Source organism: Stenotrophomonas sp. WHRI 8082 (assembly GCF_040223995.2).
Taxonomy (GTDB): Bacteria; Pseudomonadota; Gammaproteobacteria; order Xanthomonadales; family Xanthomonadaceae; genus Stenotrophomonas.
In genome coordinates this window covers 3,730,162-3,752,214 of record NZ_CP167826.1, presented here as the reverse complement: position 1 = coordinate 3,752,214, position 22,053 = coordinate 3,730,162, and the positions used below count along the sequence as shown (strand labels likewise).

At 66.8% G+C, this 22,053-nt stretch carries 19 protein-coding genes; 11 read left to right on the top strand and 8 right to left on the bottom strand.

Annotated elements, in window-relative coordinates; all coding sequences use genetic code 11:
* Nucleotides 1-121 precede the first annotated feature (121 nt).
* Complete coding sequence (locus ABRP17_RS16345) at nucleotides 122-1,114, bottom strand: LysR substrate-binding domain-containing protein (RefSeq protein WP_188326970.1); 993 nt, start codon at nucleotides 1,112-1,114, stop codon at nucleotides 122-124.
* A 121-nt stretch (nucleotides 1,115-1,235) separates the two neighbouring features.
* On the opposite strand from ABRP17_RS16345, the gene ABRP17_RS16340 reads away from it, so the two are divergent.
* Nucleotides 1,236-1,814, top strand: a complete 579-nt coding sequence (locus ABRP17_RS16340; RefSeq protein ID WP_349984502.1) for an NAD(P)H-dependent oxidoreductase — start codon at nucleotides 1,236-1,238, stop codon at nucleotides 1,812-1,814.
* A gap of 413 nt (nucleotides 1,815-2,227) precedes the next feature.
* On the opposite strand, the gene serS is transcribed toward ABRP17_RS16340, so the two are convergent.
* Nucleotides 2,228-3,508: a serine--tRNA ligase gene (gene serS, locus ABRP17_RS16335; RefSeq protein ID WP_188326968.1), complete on the bottom strand. Its 1,281-nt coding sequence runs from the start codon at nucleotides 3,506-3,508 to the stop codon at nucleotides 2,228-2,230.
* A gap of 112 nt (nucleotides 3,509-3,620) precedes the next feature.
* Here serS and ABRP17_RS16330 point away from each other — a divergent pair, with 112 nt between their 5' ends.
* Complete coding sequence (locus tag ABRP17_RS16330) at nucleotides 3,621-4,265, top strand: energy transducer TonB (protein WP_349984504.1); 645 nt, start codon at nucleotides 3,621-3,623, stop codon at nucleotides 4,263-4,265.
* Between the two features lie 143 nt (nucleotides 4,266-4,408).
* Entirely contained in the window at nucleotides 4,409-4,978 is a 570-nt protein-coding gene (locus ABRP17_RS16325) for an energy transducer TonB (RefSeq protein ID WP_372486822.1), read from the top strand.
* 216 nt (nucleotides 4,979-5,194) lie between these two features.
* On the opposite strand, the gene aroA is transcribed toward ABRP17_RS16325, so the two are convergent.
* From aroA to ABRP17_RS16305, 4 genes are all read right to left on the bottom strand, one after another.
* Nucleotides 5,195-6,502: a 3-phosphoshikimate 1-carboxyvinyltransferase gene (gene aroA / locus ABRP17_RS16320; protein ID WP_349984505.1), complete on the bottom strand. Its 1,308-nt coding sequence runs from the start codon at nucleotides 6,500-6,502 to the stop codon at nucleotides 5,195-5,197.
* 79 nt (nucleotides 6,503-6,581) lie between these two features.
* Complete coding sequence (pheA, locus tag ABRP17_RS16315; protein ID WP_349984506.1) at nucleotides 6,582-7,784, bottom strand: prephenate dehydratase; 1,203 nt, start codon at nucleotides 7,782-7,784, stop codon at nucleotides 6,582-6,584.
* A 60-nt stretch (nucleotides 7,785-7,844) separates the two neighbouring features.
* Nucleotides 7,845-8,930, bottom strand: a complete 1,086-nt coding sequence (gene serC, locus ABRP17_RS16310) for a 3-phosphoserine/phosphohydroxythreonine transaminase (protein ID WP_349984507.1) — start codon at nucleotides 8,928-8,930, stop codon at nucleotides 7,845-7,847.
* A gap of 155 nt (nucleotides 8,931-9,085) precedes the next feature.
* Complete coding sequence (locus ABRP17_RS16305; protein ID WP_349984508.1) at nucleotides 9,086-9,886, bottom strand: FHA domain-containing protein; 801 nt, start codon at nucleotides 9,884-9,886, stop codon at nucleotides 9,086-9,088.
* 115 nt (nucleotides 9,887-10,001) lie between these two features.
* Between ABRP17_RS16305 and ABRP17_RS16300 the strand changes: the two genes are divergently transcribed.
* The 3 genes from ABRP17_RS16300 to ABRP17_RS16290 all read left to right on the top strand — a co-directional run bounded on the left by ABRP17_RS16300 (nucleotide 10,002) and on the right by ABRP17_RS16290 (nucleotide 12,116).
* Nucleotides 10,002-10,277, top strand: a complete 276-nt coding sequence (locus ABRP17_RS16300; protein ID WP_188326961.1) for a polyhydroxyalkanoic acid system family protein — start codon at nucleotides 10,002-10,004, stop codon at nucleotides 10,275-10,277.
* 106 nt (nucleotides 10,278-10,383) lie between these two features.
* Nucleotides 10,384-10,887, top strand: coding sequence for a phasin family protein (locus ABRP17_RS16295; protein WP_188326960.1), 504 nt, complete (start codon nucleotides 10,384-10,386; stop codon nucleotides 10,885-10,887).
* A gap of 245 nt (nucleotides 10,888-11,132) precedes the next feature.
* Complete coding sequence (locus ABRP17_RS16290) at nucleotides 11,133-12,116, top strand: restriction endonuclease (RefSeq protein ID WP_349984509.1); 984 nt, start codon at nucleotides 11,133-11,135, stop codon at nucleotides 12,114-12,116.
* Between the two features lie 123 nt (nucleotides 12,117-12,239).
* Here ABRP17_RS16290 and hutC read toward each other — a convergent pair whose 3' ends face one another.
* Together hutC and ABRP17_RS16280 are read right to left on the bottom strand one after the other, a co-directional pair.
* Nucleotides 12,240-12,968, bottom strand: a complete 729-nt coding sequence (gene hutC / locus ABRP17_RS16285; RefSeq protein ID WP_349984511.1) for a histidine utilization repressor — start codon at nucleotides 12,966-12,968, stop codon at nucleotides 12,240-12,242.
* A 23-nt stretch (nucleotides 12,969-12,991) separates the two neighbouring features.
* Entirely contained in the window at nucleotides 12,992-14,362 is a 1,371-nt protein-coding gene (locus ABRP17_RS16280; RefSeq protein ID WP_349984512.1) for a formimidoylglutamate deiminase, read from the bottom strand.
* Nucleotides 14,363-14,429: 67 nt separating this feature from the next.
* Between ABRP17_RS16280 and hutI the strand changes: the two genes are divergently transcribed.
* From hutI to ABRP17_RS16255, 5 genes are all read left to right on the top strand, one after another.
* The gene (hutI, locus tag ABRP17_RS16275) at nucleotides 14,430-15,635 is read left to right on the top strand and encodes an imidazolonepropionase (RefSeq protein WP_349984513.1); all 1,206 of its coding nucleotides are present in this window, start codon (nucleotides 14,430-14,432) and stop codon (nucleotides 15,633-15,635) included.
* A gap of 14 nt (nucleotides 15,636-15,649) precedes the next feature.
* Entirely contained in the window at nucleotides 15,650-17,206 is a 1,557-nt protein-coding gene (gene hutH / locus ABRP17_RS16270; protein ID WP_349984514.1) for a histidine ammonia-lyase, read from the top strand.
* A complete protein-coding gene (gene hutG / locus ABRP17_RS16265) occupies nucleotides 17,203-18,057 on the top strand; it encodes an N-formylglutamate deformylase (RefSeq protein WP_349984515.1) in 855 nt (284 codons plus the stop codon). Before hutH ends, hutG begins: the two co-directional genes overlap by 4 nt.
* The gene (hutU, locus tag ABRP17_RS16260) at nucleotides 18,054-19,721 is read left to right on the top strand and encodes a urocanate hydratase (protein WP_349984517.1); all 1,668 of its coding nucleotides are present in this window, start codon (nucleotides 18,054-18,056) and stop codon (nucleotides 19,719-19,721) included. The genes hutG and hutU overlap by 4 nt, the downstream gene beginning before the upstream one ends.
* A gap of 205 nt (nucleotides 19,722-19,926) precedes the next feature.
* Nucleotides 19,927-22,038: a TonB-dependent receptor domain-containing protein gene (locus ABRP17_RS16255; protein ID WP_349984518.1), complete on the top strand. Its 2,112-nt coding sequence runs from the start codon at nucleotides 19,927-19,929 to the stop codon at nucleotides 22,036-22,038.
* Nucleotides 22,039-22,053: the final 15 nt, after the last annotated feature.

The window sequence follows — 22,053 nt, the reverse complement described above, 5'->3', positions numbered from 1 at the left end:
GGGAGGCGTATTCTCGCATGCGTTGGGGGCGTTTGCCCATGGTTCGGCGCCTGCCAGTCGGCTGGACGGTGATGGGTTCCGCCGAGCATGGCTCGGCGCTACCAGCGGTCAGTCTGTTGGGTCAGCCGGCGTCTACGGCCAACGCGCCTAGTGCAGTCGCCTTGATCTTCTCTTTGGCCCGTTCGCAGGCGCCGCCGCAATCCAGTCGTGAGGCTTCAAGCTGAGGCGGCAGGTGCTCGGCCAGGAAGTCGATGAACACCCGCACGGCCGGCAGCAGGCCGCGGCGTGAGGCGAACACCGCGTGGCAGATGCCCTGCGGCAGCGACCATTCGGGCAACACCACTTCCAGCTCGCCCTTGCGTACGGCATCGGCGCAGACCGTTTCCGGCAGCATGGTGATGCCGAAACCGTCTTTGACCATGCTCTGCAGCAGCGGGAAATCGAAGCCGGCTACGCGCGGTTGCAGGTCGACCCGACGCACGGCGCCTTCCGGTCCGTGCAGTTCCCAACGCTGGCGGGCCTCGTCTTCGCTGATGCTCAGCGTGACGTGGTTGATCAGCTCATCCGGATCCTTCGGGCGGCCGGCGCGGTCGAGGTACTTCGGGCTGGCGACCAGCAGTTCCTGCACCTGGCCGAAGCTGCGCATGACCAGGCTGCCATCGTCATCCAGCCGCGAACGCACGCGCAGGGCGACGTCGTAGCCTTCGTTGATGATGTCTACGCGGCGGTTGCTGATATTCAACTGCAGCCGCACCTTGGGGTACTGCTCCAGGAACTTCGGCAGCAGCTTGGGCAACTGCATCTGCGCCAGCGATACCGGCACACTCGCGCGCACCAGGCCACGCGGCTCGGCGCTCAAGCGGTCCACCACCTCGCGAGCGGCCTGCGCTTCGGCCAACATGGTCTGCGCATGGCGGTGCACGCTGGTGCCGACGTCGGTGACGGCAAAGCGACGCGTGGAGCGCTGCAGCAGGCGGACGCCGAGGTCGGTTTCCAGCTGGCTGATACGGCGGCTCAGGCGCGACTTGGGGATGCCGAGCGCACGTTCTGCTGCGGCAAAACCGCCATGGTCGACCACCATGGCGAAGTAGTAGAGATCGTTGAGGTCTTGCATGTCGCAGTTCCATAAGTAGAACAATACGTGGCATTCAACCACCTTTATCCCACATTGGCAACAACCTATCGTGTGCCCTGTCGGCGGCGCTTAAGCCTCCCCCCATACATAGGCGACTGCCATGAAGCTTCTGCATATCGACGCCAGCGCGCTCGGCGACAATTCGGTTTCCCGCCAGCTGTCCGCGGCGGTGGTTGGCCGTTTCAAGGATTCCGCTACGGACTTTGATGTGGCGTACCGCGACCTGGACGCAAATCCGATCCCCCACCTGCGCGGCAGCTCGCTGGCCCAGCTGGATGCGACAGAAACCGCTGATGCGCAGCAGGTGTTGGAGCAGTTCCTGGCTGCTGACGTGGTGGTGATCGGTGCGCCGATGTACAACTTCAGCATCCCGTCCACGCTGAAGGCTTGGATCGACCGCGTTGCGGTGGCCGGCAAGACGTTCAAGTACACCGAGGCGGGCCCGGTTGGGCTGGCCGGTGGCAAGCGGGTGATCATTGTGAGCAGCCGTGGCGGCATCTATACCGATTCGCCGGCGGACTTCCAGGAGCCGCTGCTGCGTCAGGTGTTTGCCTTCATGGGCATCAATGACGTGGAATTCGTGCGTGCCGAAGGCATCGCGTATTCGCCGAAGCATCGCGAAGAAGCGATCGCCGCGGCGCTGGCGAACCTGCCGGAAGCGGAGCTGGCTGCGGCCTGAGGTGGTTGATGTGTTCCAGCGGTTGCTGGCGGCTCGTCGTCGGCCGGTGACCGTGGGCTGAAAGTGTCCCTCCCCCGTTTCAGCCCGTGTAGCGGCCCTGCAGAGATGTGGGGCCGTTTTTTTTTGCGGTGTGTTGGGGGTAGCGCCGAGCCGTGCTCGGCGAGCGTAGCGGTGGGTGGAACGGTGAGAGGCCGACATTGCCGTGTGGCGTGGCGCGAAGGGCGGTGCCCGGTAGCGCCGAGCCATGCTCGGCGAGCGCAGCGGCGGGTGGGACGGCACAAGGCCGGCATTGCCGTGTGGCATGACGCGAAGTGCAGCCGGCTGAAGCCGGCTCTACCGAGCGCGAGTGCGGCGGTGCGGTGGGCCTGGTGCGACGTGCAGCCGGCTGAAGCCGGCTCTACCCGTTTGGTCGGTCAGGCGATGGTTTCCAGGCCGCCCATGTACGGGCGCAGGACGTCCGGGACGGTGATGCTGCCGTCTTCGTTCTGGTAGTTCTCCATCACGGCGATCATGGCGCGGCCGACGGCCACGCCGGAGCCGTTGAGCGTGTGCAGCAGCTCGGGCTTGCCGGTGGTGGGGTTGCGCCAGCGGGCCTGCATGCGGCGGGCCTGGAAGTCGCCGGTGTTGGAGCACGAGGAGATCTCGCGGTAGGTGTCCTGCGAGGGCAGCCACACTTCCAGGTCGTACGTCTTTACCGCGCTGAACCCCATGTCGCCGGTGCACAGCAGCACCTTGCGGTACGGCAGGCCCAGCTTTTCCAGCACCACTTCGGCGCAGCGGGTCATGCGCTGGTGCTCGGCATCGCTGTCTTCCGGGCGGCAGGCGGTGACCAGTTCCACTTTCTCGAATTGGTGCTGGCGGATCATGCCGCGCACGTCGCGGCCACCGCTTCCGGCTTCGGAACGGAAGCACAGCGAGTGGGCGGTCATACGCAGCGGCAGGCGCTCGGCGTCGACGATTTCGTCGCGCACGATGTTGGTCAGCGAGATTTCCGAAGTCGAGATCAGGTAACGCTTCTGCTCACCCAGATGGGTGATGAACATGTCCTCTTCGAACTTCGGCAACTGGCCGGTGCCGTACAGGCTGTCGGCGTTGACGATCACCGGCACGTTGGTTTCCTGGTATTCGTGCTCACCGCTGTGCAGGTCGAGCATGAACTGGGCCAGGGCGCGATGCAGGCGCGCGATCGGGCCGCGCAGCACGGTGAAGCGCGAGCCGGACAGCTTGGCCGCGGTCTCGCCGTCCAGCCATTTGTTGCGGGCGCCCAGCTCTACGTGGTCGAGCACCTTGAAATCAAACTGGCGCGGGGTGCCCCAACGGGACTGCTCCACGTTGTCACTCTCGTCGGCGCCGGCTGGCACGTCCTCAGACGGGAGGTTCGGGATCATCATCGCGATCGCGTCGATCTTCTCGCGCAGTTCGTCCAGGGTCACTTCCGATGCCTTCAGCTCATCTGCGAACGCGGCGACTTCGGCCATGATCGCCGACACGTCTTCGCCCTTCGCCTTGGCCTGGCCGATCGCCTTGGAACGGCTGTTGCGCAGGCTCTGCAGCTCCTGCGTGCGCACCTGGATGCGCTTGCGGTCGCTTTCCAGCGACTCCAGTGCAGACACGTCGAGCTCGAAGCCGCGACTGGTGCGCAGGCGTTCGGCGAGGTCGGCGGGCTGTTGGCGAAGCAGGGCTGGATCGAGCATGGCGGAAGGTCGTTTGTGGATCAGGAAGCCGATTATCGCTTGTTATGCGGATTTCTGCCGCCGGTTCATCGGGGCTGTGCCAGAATCGCCCGGTCCCTTCACGGTTTCAGTCATGCCTGCTACCCGTTCTACGTCCGGCAAGTCGATCACCCTGCAGATTCCGCGCAACAGCCTGAAAATCGCCGGCATCGCGTTTGCCGTCGGGCTGTTGCTGTTCGTGGCGGTCTGGCTGGCAAGCCGCGACAAGGGCTTCTTCCAGGCCGAACCGGCAGCGAAGACGCCGCAGGAAGTGGCGGAAGTGGAGCCGTTGCCGGAGCCCTTGGCCGCTGCGGCCGGGTCCAGTGACATGCCCGAGGCGCGCCCTGCCCCGCCGTCGGAAGAAGTACCGCAACTGGTCGAGACCACGCCTGCACCGCCGGCAATGACGGAAGGCGTTCCTGCGCCGGGCACTGCCCCGGCTACCGCGGGCGCGCCGGCCAATGACCGTCCGATGCCGATCCCGGGCCAGTCGCCGCCGCCGACCTATCCGCCCGCTGCCCTGCGCCGCGGCGACGCCGGTTCCGTCGTGGTGCGCGTGGATGTGGATGCCACCGGCCGCGCATATGGCGTGACACTGGTGCAGCGCAGCGGTTCGCGCGATCTGGATCGCGCCGCCATGGAAGCGGTGCGCCGCTGGAAGTTCACCCCTGCGGTGAGCAATGGCCAGCCGGTGACGGGCAGTGTCGAAGTGCCGTTTGATTTCACGCCGGGTCGTTGATCACGACCCGTCTGCATCGCTGAACGGTGCCGATACCCGAACCTGAACTCCATGCACCGCGTTGACGCGATGCTTACGCATACGCCATGCCGACCGCGCAAGACTCGGGGCGACGTCGGAAACGACAGTGCAGGAGAATCACCATGAGTGCGACCCATGCTCCCGATATGCCCGCTTCGTCGCGTCACCAGGCCGATGGTGACCTCACAGTAGAACGCCGTCGCCCATCGCCGCTGTTGTGGATGGCGTTGATCGTGGCGATGTTTGCGGCGGCCTTGGTGTGGTTGCGGATGGCGGACACCGAAGTGGCGCCAGCGCCGATCGGCGAGCGCATGCTGCCCGCCACTAATGCCCCCGTGGCCGCCGCGCCAGCCGAGCGCCCTCGTGCCGCCGCCCCTGCCACACAGCAGCGCGCGGCCCCGGCCGTACGCAACCGCGAGGCGCGTCCGCTGACCAGCAATGCGAAGCCGACCTACCCGACCACTGCGCTGCGTAATGGCGTGCAGGGCAGCGTGGTGGCCAGCCTGAAGGTGGCGCCGACGGGTGCCGTCACCGATGCGAGCATCGTGTCGCGCACCGGCCAGCGTGATCGCGACCTGGATCGCGCCGTGCTGAGCACCGTGCGCGGCTGGAAGTTTGAGCCGGCCATGCAGAACGGCCGTGCAGTTGCCAGCGTGGTCAACGTGCCGGTGGACTTCCGCACTCAGCGTTGAGCAACATCGCGTGACATGAGACGAAAATGCCGACCCAATGGGTCGGCATTTTTAATTGCGGAGGCACTGCCTCGTTCAATTCCGGAGGCATTACCTCGGTAGCGCCGAGCCACGCTCGGCGAGCGCAGCGGTAACACGCCAAGCTGACGGCCAGCGGCCGTCACTACCCTTGCAGCAGCAACCCTCCAAGCTGACGGCCAGCGACCGTCACGAACCTCACACCAGCCCGAACCCCGCACCAGCCGCCAGCGCATCAAACCCGGGGAACGAGGTCGCCACATTGGCCACATCGTTGATCCGCACCTCCCCGTTGCTCAACTGCCCGGCGATGGCGAAGGACATCGCGATGCGGTGGTCGCCGTGGCTTTCAATCGTGCCGCTGCCCAGCGTGGCGCCACCATGGATCGTGGCGCCGTCTTCGGTCTCATCCACCTGCACACCCAGCGTACGCAGACCGGTCGCCATGGCGGCCAGACGGTCGGATTCCTTGACCCGCAGTTCGGCCGCGCCGGTCACCACGGTCTTGCCTTCCGCTGCGGCGGCGGCCACGAACAGCGCCGGGAACTCGTCGATCATGTCCGGCACCAGCGCCTCGGGAATCTGCGTGCCCTTCAGCGGTGCGTAGCGCACCACCAGATCGGCGACCGGCTCCCCGCCCTGCTCGGCCGGATTCTCTTCGCGGATGTCCGCGCCCATCAGGCGCAGCGCGTGCAGCAGCCCGGTGCGGCGGGGATTCAAGCCCACTTGCTGCAGGCGCAGTTCGGAACCGGGGATGATGCTCGCTGCGACCAGGAAGAACGCGGCGGACGACAAATCGGCCGGCACCACGATGTCCGTCGCACGCAGGCGCTGGCCACCGCGCAGGCGGGCCTTGCCCGGCGAGTACTCGATGTCCACGCCGAAGGCAGCGAGCATGCGCTCGGTGTAATCGCGCGTCGGATGCGGTTCCACCACGTATGTTTCGCCGCTGGCATACAACCCGGCCAACAGCACCGCGGATTTGACCTGCGCGCTGGCCACCGGCGACGCGAAGTCGATGCCGTGCAGCGCCTGGCCACCGCGCACGTGCAGGGGCGGCGTGCCGTCGTCCTGCGTATCGATCTGGGCCCCCATCTGCGCGAGCGGGCCGGTGATGCGGCGCATCGGGCGACGCGACAAGGATTCATCGCCGACCAGCACACTGTCGAACGCCTGCCCGGCCAGCACGCCGGCGATCAGCCGCATGCCGGTGCCGGCATTGCCGCAATCCAGCTCGCCCGCTGGGGCCTGCAGGCCGTCGATGCCCACGCCATGCACCACGCGCCGCGACGGCGATGGCGTTTCCATGCGTGCGCCCATCTGGCTGAAGATGCGCGCGGTCGCGCGGGTATCTTCGCCTTCCAGGAAGCCATCGATGGTGGAGGTGCCGTCGGCCAGCGCGGCGAACATCACCGCGCGGTGGGACACTGATTTGTCGCCGGGAATGACCAGGCTGCCCTGCAGGGGCTGGCCCTTGCGGGCGATCCAATGCTGCGTGTTGCTCATCGTCTGCTGCTTCCGTCAGCGCCGCCGTGCGGCGATGGAACTGGGTGCGGGGCGCATGGGCGGCCCCGCAGGAATGAACTCAGGGCACGGCGACCGGGTATGAGCCCAGCACCTTGATCTGCGCGGCGTGCGCTTCCAGCTCGGCCAGTGCGGCCTGCATCGGCTCATCGTCGATGTGCCCCGCCAGGTCGATGAAGAAGCCGTACTCCCACTTGCCGTGGTGCGAGGGCCGCGACTCGATGCGGTTCATGCTGATGCCATGGCGCGCGAACGGGCTGAGCACGTCGAACAGCGCGCCGGGCTTGTCATGGATGAACACCAGCACCGAGGTGCGGTCATGGCCGGACGTCGGGAAGATGTTGCGGCCGATCACCAGGAAGCGCGTGGTGTTGTCGGCGTCGTTCTGGATCGGCTTGGTGACGACCTTTTTCAGGTTGTACACGTGGCCGGCGTTCTCGCCACCGATCGCCGCTGCATCATCGGCGTTGCGGGCGCGACGTGCGCCTTCCGCGTTGCTCGATACCGGGATCTTCTCTGCTTTCGGCAGGTTGGCACGCAGCCATGCCGAGGTCTGCATGAACGACTGCGGATGCGCGTAGATGCGCTCGATGTCGTCCAGACGGCCGCTGCGCGACATGATGAACTGCTGCACGCGCAGTTCGGCTTCGCCACAGATTTTCAGGTTGGAGGTCAGGAACATGTCCAGGGTGATCTGGATGGTGCCCTGCCCCGAGTTTTCCACCGGCACCACGCCGAAATCGGCGTTGCCTGCTTCCACTTCCTGGAACACTTCTTCGATGCTGCCCATCGGCAGGCCCAGCGCCGAGCGACCGAAATGCTTGAGCACGGCCTGCTGGCTGAAGGTGCCCTCCGGACCGAGATAACCGATCTTCAGCGGCTCCTGCTGGGCCAGGCAGGCCGACATGATCTCGCGGTAGACATGCACCAGCAGCTCATCGCTGAGCGGGCCTTCGTTGCGGTCCACCACCATGCGCAGCACCTGGGCTTCGCGTTCGGGGCGGTAGTAATCCACGGCCGCGGCGAGCTTGCCCTTGGCCTTGCCCACCTGGTGGGCGAAACGGGCGCGCTCGGCGATCAGCGACTGGATGTCACGGTCGATCTGGTCGATCTTGCCCCGCACATCAGCCAGCACCGGGGGGGCGGATGCGGGTGCTTCGACCTTCGCGGCCTTGGCTTTCGACGCAGCGTTCGGCTTGCCCGGCGCGGCGGGTTTGGCCTTGGCGGCCTTGGCGGACGCCGGCTTGGCAGGTTTGCTAGTCATCTGTGTTCCTTGATGCAGGGCGCGCAGTCAGCGCGCGCCGGGGATGGACAGTGAAGCGACTCAACCGTGACGTTGCTGGAAGTCCGCCATGAAGGCGACCAGCGCTTCGGCGCCGGCGACGGGCATGGCGTTGTACAGCGAGGCACGGATGCCGCCCACGGCCTTGTGGCCTTTCAAAGCGAGCAGTCCCGCCGCCTTGGCTTCGACGACAAATCGCGCATCCAACTCGGCAGTGGGCAGGAAAAACGGGATATTCATCCGCGAGCGCGCGGCGACGGCGACCTCATTGCGGTAGAACCCACCGGAGGCATCGATCGCCGCGTACACCAGCGCCGCCTTGGCCGCGTTGCGCTTGGCGAACTCGACCACGCCGCCCTCGGCCAGCATCCACTTGAACACCAGCCCGGCCAGGTACCAGTTCCAGGTCGGTGGGGTATTGAGCATGGAGTCGCGCGCGGCATGCGAGCGGTAATCAAAAATGTCGGCGCGTGATTGCCCGCTGCGTTCCAGCAGGTCGCGGCGGATGATCACCACCGCAATACCGACCGGGCCGAGATTCTTCTGCGCGCCGGCATAGATCACACCGTAGCGGCTGATATCCAGCGGCTCGCTGGCGATGGACGAACTGAAATCGGCCACCAGCGGCACGCCACCGGTATCGGGCGTGTCGCGGAACTCCACGCCGTGGATGGTTTCATTGGCGGTGATATGCACGTAAGCCGCATCGTCGGACAGCTGCCATCCGGCACGCGCCGGGATGTCACGGAATCCGTCGGCCTGGCTGCTGGCGACGATGACCGGCGACACGTACGGCGAGGCCTGCTTGACCGCGGTATTGCCCCAATGACCGGTCAGCAGATAATCGGCGCGTTGGCCGGCGCTGGCGAAATTGAGCGGAATCAGCGCCTGCTGGGTGGTGGCGCCACCGGGCAGGAACAGCACGGCGTAGTCGTCCGGCACGCTGAGCAGTTGCCGCAGATCGGCTTCGGCAGCGGCGGCCACGGCCATGAACTCCGGTCCGCGATGGCTCATCTCCACGATGGAGGCGCCAGCACCATGCCATTCCAGCATCTCTTCCTGCGCCTGGCGCAGGACCACTTCCGGCAACGCTGCAGGGCCGGCACTGAAGTTGTACGCGCGGGTCATGTCACACCTGTGAGGCAAGACCCCTAGTATGCCGCAGCGCACCAGCCTTTAGAGGCGGCCGATCAAGGGAAATTTGGTTGCATCGGTATCCATCGGCGTGCGCCCGGAGACATCGGTAGCGCCGAGCCACGCTCGGCGAGCGCAGCGGCCATCTCTCAGCGCGCGCCAAACCACAGCAGCAGGCTCAGTACACCCGCCAACAGCAGCGCGCTCACCAACAACCACGGCCAGCGCCGAACGCGGCGCGGTACCAGATCCGTCGCGGCTTCATCCGGCTCGCTGTACGTGTACTCGTCCATCGGCTGCGGTCGCTGGCGCGGGTCATCCGGCAGCTCCAGCACGAAACGATGCTGGCCATCGAACACCACCTGGTCGCCGCCCTGCAGCCAGCAATGCCGCACGGCCACGCCGTTCACCCGGCTGCCTTCGCCGGTGCCGAGGTCGCGCAGCAGGATGCGTTCGCCGTGACTTTCCACACGCGCATGCTGATCGGCGAAGGCCGGCTCGTCGATCTGGATATCTGCGTCGGCGCTGCGCCCCACCACCAGCGGGCGATCCAGCGGAAAGCCGCGGCCGTGGTGCGGTCCGCCGACACCACGCAGCAGGCGCGGTTCGTCGGACGGGTGTGCGGCCTGTGCCGACGGGGCGATGACCGGTGTATCCACCTCACCCACGATCAACAACTCCACGCCTTCCACGTACACCGCGTCGCCGGCACGCAGCAGCGCCATGCGCCGCACCGGACGGCCGTTGACATGAAGCCCGCGCACCCCGGCAGCCACCTGCAGCCACAGTCCACGCTGGTCCAGGCTGAGCTGGGCCAGCAACAGGCTGCCTTGGCTGCCTTCCACCAGTTTGATGCTGCCGTTGGCCTGGCGCACTATTTTCTGCACCCCCGGCAACAAGGGCTGGTCGGGCTGCGGGTTCTGGCTGTAATGGACGTGCAGATTAGGCATGCGGCGCAGCCTAGCAGGTGGCTGACATTCGCAGAAGAACCTTGTCAGTTGGCGTTTGCTGTCGCCATGCGCACAATGCACGGTCAAACACCACCAGCATTCGCAAGGAACCGCCATGTCCAGCATCGATATCGTCCACGCCCACGCCCTGCCCGCGCCCGCTGCGCGCCAGGCCATCGAGGACGTGGCGGCCAAACTCACCGAGCGGTTCGGCGTGCAGTCGAACTGGCGCGGCGATGTGCTGGATTTCTCCGGCAGCGGCGTGGACGGTGCCATCGAGCTGCAGGCCAGCGCCGTGCGGGTGACGGCCAAGCTGGGCTTCCTGCTGTCAGCGATGAAAGGCATGGTGGAAAGTGAGATCCAGCGCGTACTGCAGGAAAAGCTGGGCTGAGCCAACGCCCTGCTGAATCACGGATCGACCGGGCGCGCGGCCATCACGCCGCCCCAGCATTCGCAGCGCTAGGCTGACTCCTGCATCCGTCCATGCAGGAGACCCCATGAACCAGTACGACGAGCACGACCCCCGCAACGACGCGCAGGACAAGGCGTCCTTCCAGGATCAGGCCGAGCGCGTTTCCCGACGCCTCAGTGATTCGGCCCAGCAGGTCTGGCTGGCCGGTCTCGGCGCGTTGGGCCGCGCACAGGCGGAAGGCAACCGCTTCTTCGATGGCCTGGTGAAGGAAGGCGAAGCGTTCGAAAACCGCCGCCGCGAGAAATCCACCGAAGACGGCCCGGGCTGGCGCGACAACGTGGAAGAACATCTGGGCCAGGCACGTGAGAAAGCATCCGGCACCTGGGACAAGGTCGAGAAAGCCTTTGAAGACCGCGTGCACGGTGTGCTGAAGCGGCTGCACGTGCCGAACGCGGAAGACGTGGCAACGCTCAATGCGCGCATCGATGCCTTGACCACGCGTCTCAACCGCTTGGAAAGCCGCACCGCCAGCACCGCCAGCGGCGACCCCACCCCGGGCAGCCACCAGTCGCCGGGCAGCACGCCCTGATTGGAGTTGCTGCGGGAAACACAGCGTTCCTGCTGCTTTGTTGCAAAGCAGCAGGCTGCTGGAACAGAATCACCTCAACCCGCTGTTACCGCCGTTTGTCCCTCCCCTCACGGCTTCAGGTAATGGCGGGTTTTTCATGTCTGGCACCTGGCTTGGCTGATGCTGTGTCAGGGTGGCCCTGACGCGATGGGCACGCAGGACCTTTACACTGTCCGCCCCCCTCTGCCGTCAGCGTTCCCGCCTGCATGTTCTCCTGGATATTGGCCCTGTTGCTGGCCCTCACCTGTTTCCTGCTTGCCACCGCCTACCTGTGGCTGGTGAAACGGCGACGCAAGGAAATGAGTCTCGGGCTGCAGGCCCTGGCCGGCATGCACTGGCGCGATTTCTCTGAACTGGTCAAGCGCGCCCTGCGTGAGCGGCGCGGGCTGGAAGAGGTGCGGCGCCATGAGGATGACAGCCGCGAACCGCGCAGCGATTTCCTGATGGCCGAAGGTGCCAACCAGTGGCTGGTGTCGTGCAAGCACGGCTTGGCTTACCGCATCGGCACCGCCGCCATCAACGAGCTGGGCGCCGCCGCCCGCCTTGCCGGTGCACGCGGCGGGATCCTGATCACCGAAGGGCTGGTGGACGGCGACGGCCAGGCGGTTGCTGAAAAGCAGTCCGTGGAAGTGCTGGACGGTCGGCGCCTGTGGCCGTTGCTGTCACCGTACCTGCCGGGCGATATCGAATCGGGCGTGAAGAATGCCGCGCGGCATGAAGCGTTGCGCCGGATCCTGATTGCCGCGCTGGCGTCGAGCACGTTGGGGCTGCTGGTGGGCGTGGGCTACCAGACGGTGCACAGTGAGGCACCGGTGGTGGAGTCGACCACAGCGGCACCCCGTGCGGACGCGACCCCTGCCGTGGCGACCGCGGCGGCTGCGCCAGTGGCGCCGGCCGATGCCCCGGGTCGCGAACCGGCGGGCCAGGAGATCAATCCGGATACTGCAACGCTGGATCGCTATCAGCAGGAGCTGTCGCGCGCCCTGGGCCGCCTGCCCGGCGTGGCAAGCGGCATCTGGCAGACCCGGCAGACCCTGGCGGTGAACCGCACCGCGGAGATCGACGAGGTATGGCCCCGCATCTGCGAGGAAGTGATGCGCTACCCCGCCCTGCGCAACGTACGCGTACAGCTCAACGCCCGTCCCGGCGTGGACGAGCCCGTGCGCTGGCGGCAGTGCACCACGCTGTAATGCCTGGATCACGCGATTGTCGGCCCGCGGCGGTCCCTATCCGCGCGATGTCGGTAGCGCCGAGCCATGCTCGGCGGAATGGCCGAACCGAGCAATTGACGGCCAGCGGCCGTCACTACCCACTCACCGATTCCCCGGCGCGAAGCGCGCCACCAGGTCCCAGGCATCGCCGAGGAATATCTGCCGCACTCGGGTGATGGCCTGCTCACCGCGCCACGTATGCCGCTCGATCACCAGACACGCTGTGCCTGCCTTGACGTCCAGCAGCTTGGCCGTGGCCGCGTCCGCCCCCCATGCGCTGATCCGGTGCTGTGCGCGCGTCCAGGACACGTTCTGCAGCAGCCAGCTGCCCGGCGCCGTCACCGCGAAATCCACCTCCAGCACTTCCGGCACGCCGACCGGGCTGATCAGGCGATGCTCCAGCGCCAGCGGCCGGCCGTCCGCCAGGTGCAGGCAGTCCATCGCCAGCAATCGCGCTGTACCTGCCAATTCGGCCTCGCCCGCATCCCCTTCGTGCGCGGTACGTAATTGCCGCCGCAGCAGCCGGTACGCGTAGGCATGACCCATCGCGCTGACCTGCATCGCGATATCCGGAATCTCCAGCGCGACCTGCTCAAGGTGCGGTGACTGCCTGGCCACGAACGAACCGGCGCGACGCCGGCGCTCGATCATGCCGCTCTCCGCCAGCGCGGTCAGCACCTTGTTCACCGTCATCCGCGAGCAACCGTACTGCTCCATCAGCTCGTGTTCGTACGGGATGCGGAAACCGGGCGCCCACTCACCACTCAGGATGCGGCCTTCCAGTTCGCTGCGGATGCGCTGATTGAGCGTGGCGGACTTGCTGGCCTTCACGGATGTCTCTTGAGGTAGGGAAATCAGCCCAGTACGCCGCGCAGGGCCTGGGCAAAGCGGGCGGTGATGGCATCGCGCTGATGATGGCGCCCACCGGACACGCACGCGCGACCGTGTCGCCACACCGTGCGAAGCGCGCCATTACGTGCGGCAAACACCCAGCTGTCAAGCAAGGCGTCGCCGCTGCGGCCCACCAGGGCCGGGTGCGTTGCATCCAGTTCCAGCAGGTCCGCGCTTGCGCCCACCTGCAGCCCGGCGGCTACGCCGAGGGCCTGTGCTCCCCCGGCAACCGCGCCGTCGAACAGGAACCGTCCCGAGCTGCGCGACGCATCGGGTGCGATCACGTTGCGGCCACGCAGGCTCAGGCGCTGCCCGTATTCCAGCAGGCGCAGCTCCTCGGCCGCATCGATCAGCACATTGGAATCGGAGCCGACACCGAAGCGCCCGCCCTCGCGCGCGAAGGCCTGCATCGGGAACAGCCCATCACCCAGGTTGGCTTCGGTGATCGGGCACAGCCCTGCCACGGCCTGGCTGGCCACGATGCGCGCGCGCTCGTCTTCGTCGATATGGGTGGCGTGCACCAGGCACCAGCGTGCGTCCACTGCGGCGTGTTCGTACAGCCAACGCACCGGGCGCAGGCCGCTCCACGCCACGCAGGCATCGACCTCGCGCAGCTGCTCAGCGATATGGATGTGCACCGGACCGTCGTTCAGCGGCAGCAACGCAGACAGCTCATCGCCGGTCACCGCGCGCAGGCTGTGCGGGGCCATGCCGAGCACCGCGTCCGGCAGCGAGGCCAACGCTCCGCGCGCGCCTTCCAGCAATCGCGCGAACCCGTCCACGTCGTGAATCAATCGCCGCTGCGCCGGATTGGGCGCCGCGCCGCCGAAGTCCGCATGCGCATAGAACACCGGCAGCAAGGTCAGGCCGATGCCCGTCTGCGCGGCTGCAGCGGCGATACGCGCAGACATCTCGGCCGGGTCCGCATACGCATTGCCGTCGGCATCGTGGTGCAGGTAATGGAACTCGCCGACGCGGGTGAAGCCGCTTTCCAGCATCTCCATGTACGCCTGTGCGGCGATGGCCTCGACCGCGTCGGGTACCAGCCGGGCCAGGAAGCGGTACATCAGCTCGCGCCAGCTCCAGAAGCTGTCGCCGTCGTCGCCGCCGATCTCCGTCAGCCCGGCCATGCCCCGCTGGAACGCATGGCTGTGCAGGTTGGGAAGGCCGGGGACCAGAATCTCCACGGCCGCATCGCTGGGCTGCGCCGGGACCCCCGCGTCAACCGAGGCAATGCATCCGTCGCGTACCTGCAACCTGACATCGCGCGCCCAGCCATCGGGCAGCAGGGCGTGGGCAGCGTGGAAGGCAGGCGGAGACATCGCATCGGTCATGGCTGGACAACCCGGAAAGGACGCCTATATTGTATAGACATATCAACGCAACCGTGCAGCGACGCCCATGCAGTGCGAAACCCTGTGGACCAACGTACACCTGATCACCCTGTGCGGCGACGGCTTGGGGATCCTGCGCGATGGCGAGCTTGCCGCGCATGAGGGTCGCATCCTCCATGTCGGACCCGCAGGCAGCGGCGCCCACCTGCAACCCACGCGCCGTATCGACGGCGAAGGCCGCTGGATATCCCCCGGCTTGATCGACTGCCACACCCATCTGGTGTACGCCGGCAACCGCGCCAACGAGTTCGAGCAGCGCCTGCAGGGGGTCAGCTATGCCGACATCGCCCGCGCTGGCGGCGGCATCGTATCCACGGTGCGCGCCACGCGTGCGGCAGACCACCAAGAGCTTGAGCGACAAAGCCGCCCTCGCCTGCTGGCGATGCGTGCGGAAGGCATCACCACGCTGGAAGTCAAATCCGGTTACGGCCTGACCCTGGACGACGAACGCAAGCAACTGCAGGTTGCACGCGCACTGGGGGAAGCGTGCAACGTGCACGTCGTGCCGACCTTCCTCGGCGCGCACGCGGTGCCGCCGGGACGTGAGGCGCAGGAGTACATCGACGAAGTCTGCACCGTGATGATCCCGGCCATTGCCGCGGAGGGGCTGGCTGAAGCGGTCGACATCTTCTGCGAGAACATCGCGTTCTCCACCGCGCAGGCCAGCCAGGTATTCGCCGCCGCGCAGGCGCACGGGTTGGCGATCAAGATCCATGCCGAGCAGCTGAGCAACCAGCACGGCGCCGAACTCGCCGCGCGCCACGGCGCATTGTCGGCCGACCATGTCGAACATCTGGATGCGGCCGGCATCGCCGCCATGGCCGAGGCCGGCACCGTGGCCGTGCTGTTGCCCGGCGCGTTCTACTTCACCCGCGACACGACCCTGCCGCCGATCGCGGCGCTGCGTGCAGCCGGCGTGCCGCTGGCACTGGCCACCGACTGCAATCCCGGCACCTCACCACTCACCAGCCCGCTGCTGGCGATGAACATGGGCGCCACGCTGTTCCGGCTGACGGTGGAAGAGTGCATTGCCGGCTTCACCCGGCATGCGGCCCAGGCGCTGGGCCGGGGTGATCGCATCGGCCGGCTGGCAGTGGGCATGGACTGCGACCTGGCGATCTGGGACATCGACGCGCCGGCCGACCTGGTCTACCGCATCGGCTTCAATCCGCTGCACGCGCGCGTCGTGCGCGGGCAGCCCGACCCTGTTTGATGGAGCACGCTTCAATGCAAGATGACACGCGCAACACCCCGCTGGTCCTTCGCCCTGCCCATGTACCCCTTGCGCAGTGGCGGCAGGTGTATCGCGGCGCACGCATCGCACTGGATCCGGCGTGCCTGCCGGCCGTGCAGGCCAGCGCCGCGACCGTGGACGCCATCGTCGCCAAGGGCGCGCCGGTCTATGGCATCAACACCGGCTTCGGCAAGCTGGCCAGCGTGCGCATCGAGCCCGAAGACCTGGCCACGCTGCAGCGGAACATCGTGCTGTCCCATGCCGCCGGTGTGGGTGAGCCGATGCCGCTGCCGGTGGTGCGCCTGATGATGGCGTTGAAGCTGGTCAGCCTGGCACAGGGCGCATCGGGCATCCGGGTGCAGACCCTGCAGCTGCTTGAAGCGCTGCTGCAGCACGACGTGGTGCCGGTAATCCCGGCGCAGGGGTCGGTCGGTGCATCGGGCGATCTGGCGCCGCTTTCGCACCTGGCCAGCGTAATGATCGGCGTGGGCGAGGCGTTCGTGGGGGGCGCTCGCTTGCCGGCCGCCGAGGCCTTGGCGCAGGCGGGCCTGCAGCCGCTGCAGCTGGGTGCCAAGGAGGGGCTGGCCCTGCTCAACGGCACGCAGTTTTCGACAGCGTATGCGCTGGCGGGGCTGTTCGAGATCGAGATCGTGTTCCAGGCTGCACTGGTCACCGGCGCGCTGTCGGTGGAAGCGGCCAAGGGCTCTGACACCCCGTTCGATCCGCGCATCCACAGCATCCGCGGACAGCGCGGACAGATCGTCACCGCCGCCGCGCTGCGCACCCTGATGCAGGGCTCGGCGATCCGCGAATCGCACCGCGACAACGACGTGCGCGTGCAGGATCCGTACTGCCTGCGCTGCCAGCCCCAGGTGATGGGTGCGGCGCTGGACATCATCCGCCAGGCCGCCACGACGCTGCAAATCGAGGCAAATGGCGTGACGGACAATCCGCTGGTGTTCACCGATACCGGTGAAGCGCTCAGCGGTGGCAACTTCCACGCCGAACCGGTGGCCTTTGCCGCCGACATGCTGGCCATGGCGATCTGCGAGATCGGCTCGATCAGCGAGCGCCGCACTGCGATGCTGGTGGACCCCGCTTTGTCCGGCCTGCCTGCGTTCCTGACCCCGCGCCCTGGCTTGAACTCCGGCTTCATGATTCCGCAGGTCACCGCCGCCGCGCTGGTGTCGGAGAACAAACAGCGCGCCTACCCGGCCAGCGTGGATTCGATTCCCACCTCGGCCAACCAGGAAGACCACGTGTCGATGGCAGCGCATGGCGCACGCCGCTTGATGCAGATGGCCGAGAACGCCGCCAACGTGGTCGGTATCGAACTGCTGGCTGCCGCGCAGGGCTGCGATTTCCATGCGCCGCTGCAGTCCAGTGGGCCGCTGGAAGCGGTGCGTGTACTGCTGCGAGCGCAGGTGCCGACGCTGGAAGACGACCGCTATTTCCACCCGGACATGGTGGCGGCAACGAACCTGGTGCGCAGCGGTGCGCTGTCTGCTGGCCTCACCGAGGTATTGCCGAGCGTGGAGCCGGTTGCATGAACGCCCCTCCGTCCTGGCTGGAGGTGCATGAAGGCGATGCGCCGCTGGTGATCAGCTTCCCGCACACCGGTAGTGACCTGCCCGACGACCTGCGCGACCGTTTCGTCTCGCCATGGCTGGCGCGACGTGACGCCGACTGGTGGGTGCATGAGCTCTACGCCTTCGCGCGCGGGCTGGGGGCCACCACGGTGCGTTCGGCGATCTCGCGGTCGGTGATCGACCTCAACCGCGACCCCAGCGGCGTGTCGTTGTATCCGGGCCAGAATACGACCGGCCTGTGCCCGCTGACGACCTTCGACAATCAGCCCCTGTATTCGGACGGAATGGAACCGGATGAGGCGGAGATCGCGCGGCGCCGCGACACGTATTTCGCGCCCTATCACGCTGCGCTGCGCGCGCAGATCGTGCGCCTGCGCGAGCGCCACCCCACCGTGGTGGTGTACGACGCGCATTCGATCCGATCGCAGATTCCGCACCTGTTCGACGGTGAACTGCCGCAGTTCAACCTAGGCACCGCCGGTCCGTCGGGCGCGGTGGACACGTCCTGCGACAACGCGCTGTCGGACGTGGTGGAGAATTTCTGCCGACTCAGCGGCATGCCCCACGTGCGCAACGGCCGCTTCAAGGGGGGCTGGATCACCCGTCACTACAGCGACATCCCGGGCGGCGTGCACAGCCTGCAGATGGAACTGGCCTGCCGGGGCTATATGCACGAGCCGGTCCCCGCCGCGCTTGACGCGCACAACTGGCCTACGCCGCTGGACGACGACCACGCCGCACCGCTGCGCCACACTTTGGCGCAGGTACTGAACGCCTGCCTTGAATTCGCATCGACCCGGAGCGCCGCATGACCCGTAACGACCCGTCCCGCACCATCATCGCGCCCACCGGCACCACCCTCACCGCGAAGAGCTGGCTGACCGAAGCGCCGCTGCGGATGCTGATGAACAACCTGCACCCGGATGTGGCCGAGCGGCCGCAGGAACTGGTGGTGTACGGCGGCATCGGCCGCGCCGCACGTGACTGGGAAAGCTTCGATGCGATCGTGGCCGCGCTCACCCGGCTGGACGACGACCAGACCCTGCTGGTGCAGTCCGGCAAGCCGGTGGGGGTGTTCCGCACCCACGTCGATGCACCGCGCGTGCTGATCGCCAATTCCAACCTGGTGCCGCGCTGGGCCAATTGGGATCACTTCAACGAGCTGGATAAGAAGGGACTGGCGATGTACGGCCAGATGACCGCCGGCAGTTGGATCTACATCGGCGCGCAGGGCATCGTGCAGGGCACCTACGAGACCTTCGTGGAGATGGGCCGCCAGCACTATGACGGCAGCTTGGCCGGCAAGTGGCTGTTCACCGGTGGTCTGGGCGGCATGGGCGGGGCACAGCCGCTGGCTGCGGTGATGGCCGGCGCCTCGTGCCTGGCGGTGGAATGCCGCAAGTCCAGCATCGAGATGCGCCTGCGCACCGGCTACCTGGACACTTGGACCGACGACCTGGATGAAGCCCTGCGGTTGATCGAGGAATCGTGCACGGCGAAGAAGCCCGTGTCGGTCGGCCTGCTCGGCAATGTCGCCGATGTGCTGGACGAACTGCTGGTGCGCGGGGTCAAGCCGGACCTGTTGACCGACCAGACCTCCGCACACGACCCGGTCAACGGCTATCTACCGCAGGGCTGGACCGTGGAGGAATGGGACGAGAAGCGCGTGTCCGCGCCGAAGACGGTGGAGAAAGCCGCACGCGAATCGATGGCCAACCACATCCGCGCCATGCTCGCCTTCCATGCGCTGGGCGTCCCGACCGTCGACTACGGCAACAACCTGCGCCAGATGGCGCTGGAAGAAGGCGTTGAAGATGCGTTCGATTTCCCCGGCTTCGTGCCGGCCTACATCCGTCCGTTGTTCTGCCGCGGCATCGGCCCGTTCCGCTGGGCCGCGCTGAGCGGTGATCCGGAAGACATCGCCAAGACCGATGCCAAGGTGAAGGAACTGATTCCGGACAACCCGCACCTGCACCGTTGGCTGGACATGGCCGCCGAGAAGATCAAGTTCCAGGGCCTGCCCGCGCGTATCTGCTGGGTCGGGCTGGGGGATCGCGATCGCCTGGGGCTGGCGTTCAATGAAATGGTTGCCAGTGGCGAGCTGAAGGCGCCGGTGGTGATTGGCCGTGATCATCTGGATTCGGGCAGTGTGGCTTCGCCCAACCGCGAAACCGAAGCGATGGCGGACGGCTCCGATGCGGTATCGGACTGGCCGCTGCTCAACGCCCTGTTGAACACCGCCAGCGGCGCAACGTGGGTATCGCTGCATCACGGCGGCGGCGTGGGCATGGGCTTCTCGCAGCATGCCGGCATGGTGATCGTCTGCGATGGCACCGAGGCGGCCGCCAAACGCATCGCCCGCGTGCTGTGGAACGACCCGGCCACCGGCGTGATGCGGCATGCGGATGCTGGCTATGAGATCGCGCTGGAGTGCGCGAAGGAAAAGGGATTGGACCTGCCGGGCATTCTGGGCTGAGCCATCTGATCGGTAGTGGCGGCCGCTGCCCGTCAACGCCCTGCCGCTGCGCTCGCCGAGCGTGGCTCGGCGCTACCGATACCCGTCGCCCCCTTCAGCGCGGGCTCGACAACCTGCATGTGCCCTGTTAACTTTCGCGGCCTCGCTGCGGTTTACAGGGCTCATACCCGGCCGCGGCCTCACTCCGCTGCTGGTTTTACTGCTCATGACGCCTGTTGTCCTGCCTCCCTGCGTGCTCGCCGTTGCGGTGCTGACCGCCCTTGCTGCCCTGCCCGCCCGCGCTGAAACCGCGGCCCAGCCGACGACGCTGGATCGGGTCGATGTCACCGCGGCCGATACCACCGACGCCGCTCGCAAGGCGCTTGCGCGGGTGCCGGGCGCCGGCAATGTCGTGGATCTGGCAAAGGTGTCGCAGGGCCGGGTCGGCGGCACCGCGGACGTGCTCGCCTATCAGCCGGGCATCAACGCGCAGTCACCGGGCAACGAAGGCACGAAGGTGTCCATCCGCGGATCCGGCATCAATCGCGGTCCCGGTGCGCATGCCTCGGGCATTTCGGTATCACTGGATGGGCTGCCCCTGACCGGCGCCGGCGGTACGCCGTACGAACTGCTGGAGCCGCTGTGGCTCTCACGCGTGGAAGTGCTGCGCGGTGCCAACGGGTTCGAGCGTGGCGCGCTGGCATTGGGCGGTGCCATCAACTACGTCAGCCGCAGCGGCCGCGACGCGCCAGGGCTGGAGCTGCACTACGAAGCAGGCAGCCGTGGCTACCAGAAGCGCAGCGTCGGCTACGGTGGGGTGCAGGACGCACTGGATTACTACGTCGCTTATACCGACACGCAGTTCGACGGCTACCAGCGGCATGCGTCCGGCGACGGCAAAGGCGCAATGGCCAACGTCGGCTGGCAGATCACCCCGGACATGCAGACGCGCTTCTTCGTGCGTTATCGCGAGACCGACCACGAGACGCCCGGGCGCCTGACCCGCGCGCAGATCCGCAACGACCCGCGCGCGGCCAACCCGGCCAACCTGGCCATCGATGCCAGCCGGCCACAACCGGGCAGCACGTGGATCGGCAACATGACCACGCTGCAGGTGGATGAGGATTCATCGCTGCAGGCTGGCGTGGTGTATCACAAGTATCCGATGGACTTGAACGAGAGCCTGTACCGGCAGCAGTTGGATTACGCCAACCTCAACGCGACGCTGGATTACCGCCACCGCCACGCGCTGTTCGGCCGTGACAGCGTGACCACCATCGGCCTGCGCGTCAGCCATGACCTGGACGCGGACGTGCGCGAGACGCTGCGCTTCTCCAACAATGGTTATCCCGCCGGAACCCACACGCGCGACTTTTCCCATCACGGCACCGACAGCACGCTGCATGTCAGCAACGAACTGCAGCTGAGCGATGCCCTGAGCGTGCAGACGGGCGTGGCGCTGGTGCAGACGCGGCGAGAGGTGGAGGTCACCTGGCCACTCACCGGTGAACGCTTGAACGAAAGCGACTGGGATTACGCGCCGCGGCTCGGCTTCACCTGGCAGGCCTCGCCGGCCACACAGTGGTTCGGCAATCTCAGCCGTTCGGTCGAGCCGGCACATCCTTGGTCGATGATCTGGGGATCGAACCTGTTCTTCCCTGCGGGCAATGGCGCATCGAGTGGACGGCAGCGTGCGCCGGTGGCGCTGGACAACCAGACCGCGACGACGCTTGAGCTCGGCGCGCGTGGCACGGCGGCTATCGGGCAATGGGAGCTTACCGGCTACTACGCGCACGTGAACCATGAGCTGTTGAGCGTGGAAGTGGCGCCGGTCCCGAACCTGTTCATTGCGGAGAACAACGCCAGCCCCACCGTGCATCGCGGTGTGGAAGCCGGGCTGGACAGCACGCTGTACCAAGGCAGCACGGGGCGGATGTCACTGCGGCAGGCCTACACGTTCAGCAATTTCCGGTACCGGCATGACGCACGGTTCGGTGAGAACTGGCTGCCTGGGCTGCCCCGGCACTATTACCAGGCCGAGCTTCGGTACGACCACGCATCCGGTCTGTATGCGGCGGTGAACACCGAGTACGCGTCGAAGAGCTTTGTTGACTACGCGAACAGCTTCCGCGCGGACGGCCACGTCATCTTCGGCAGCCGTGTGGGCTTCGATGCCCCGAGTGGTCGGTGGCAGGGGTGGCTGGAGCTGCGCAACCTGGGCGACAAGCACTACGCCGCCACGGTAACGCCGGGGTATGACGATGGTGGACGCGACGTGGCCCGTTCCACGCCGGGCGAAGGATTCGGCGTCTACGCCGGCGCACGATTGCGTTGGTGATGGCGCGCCCTGCGC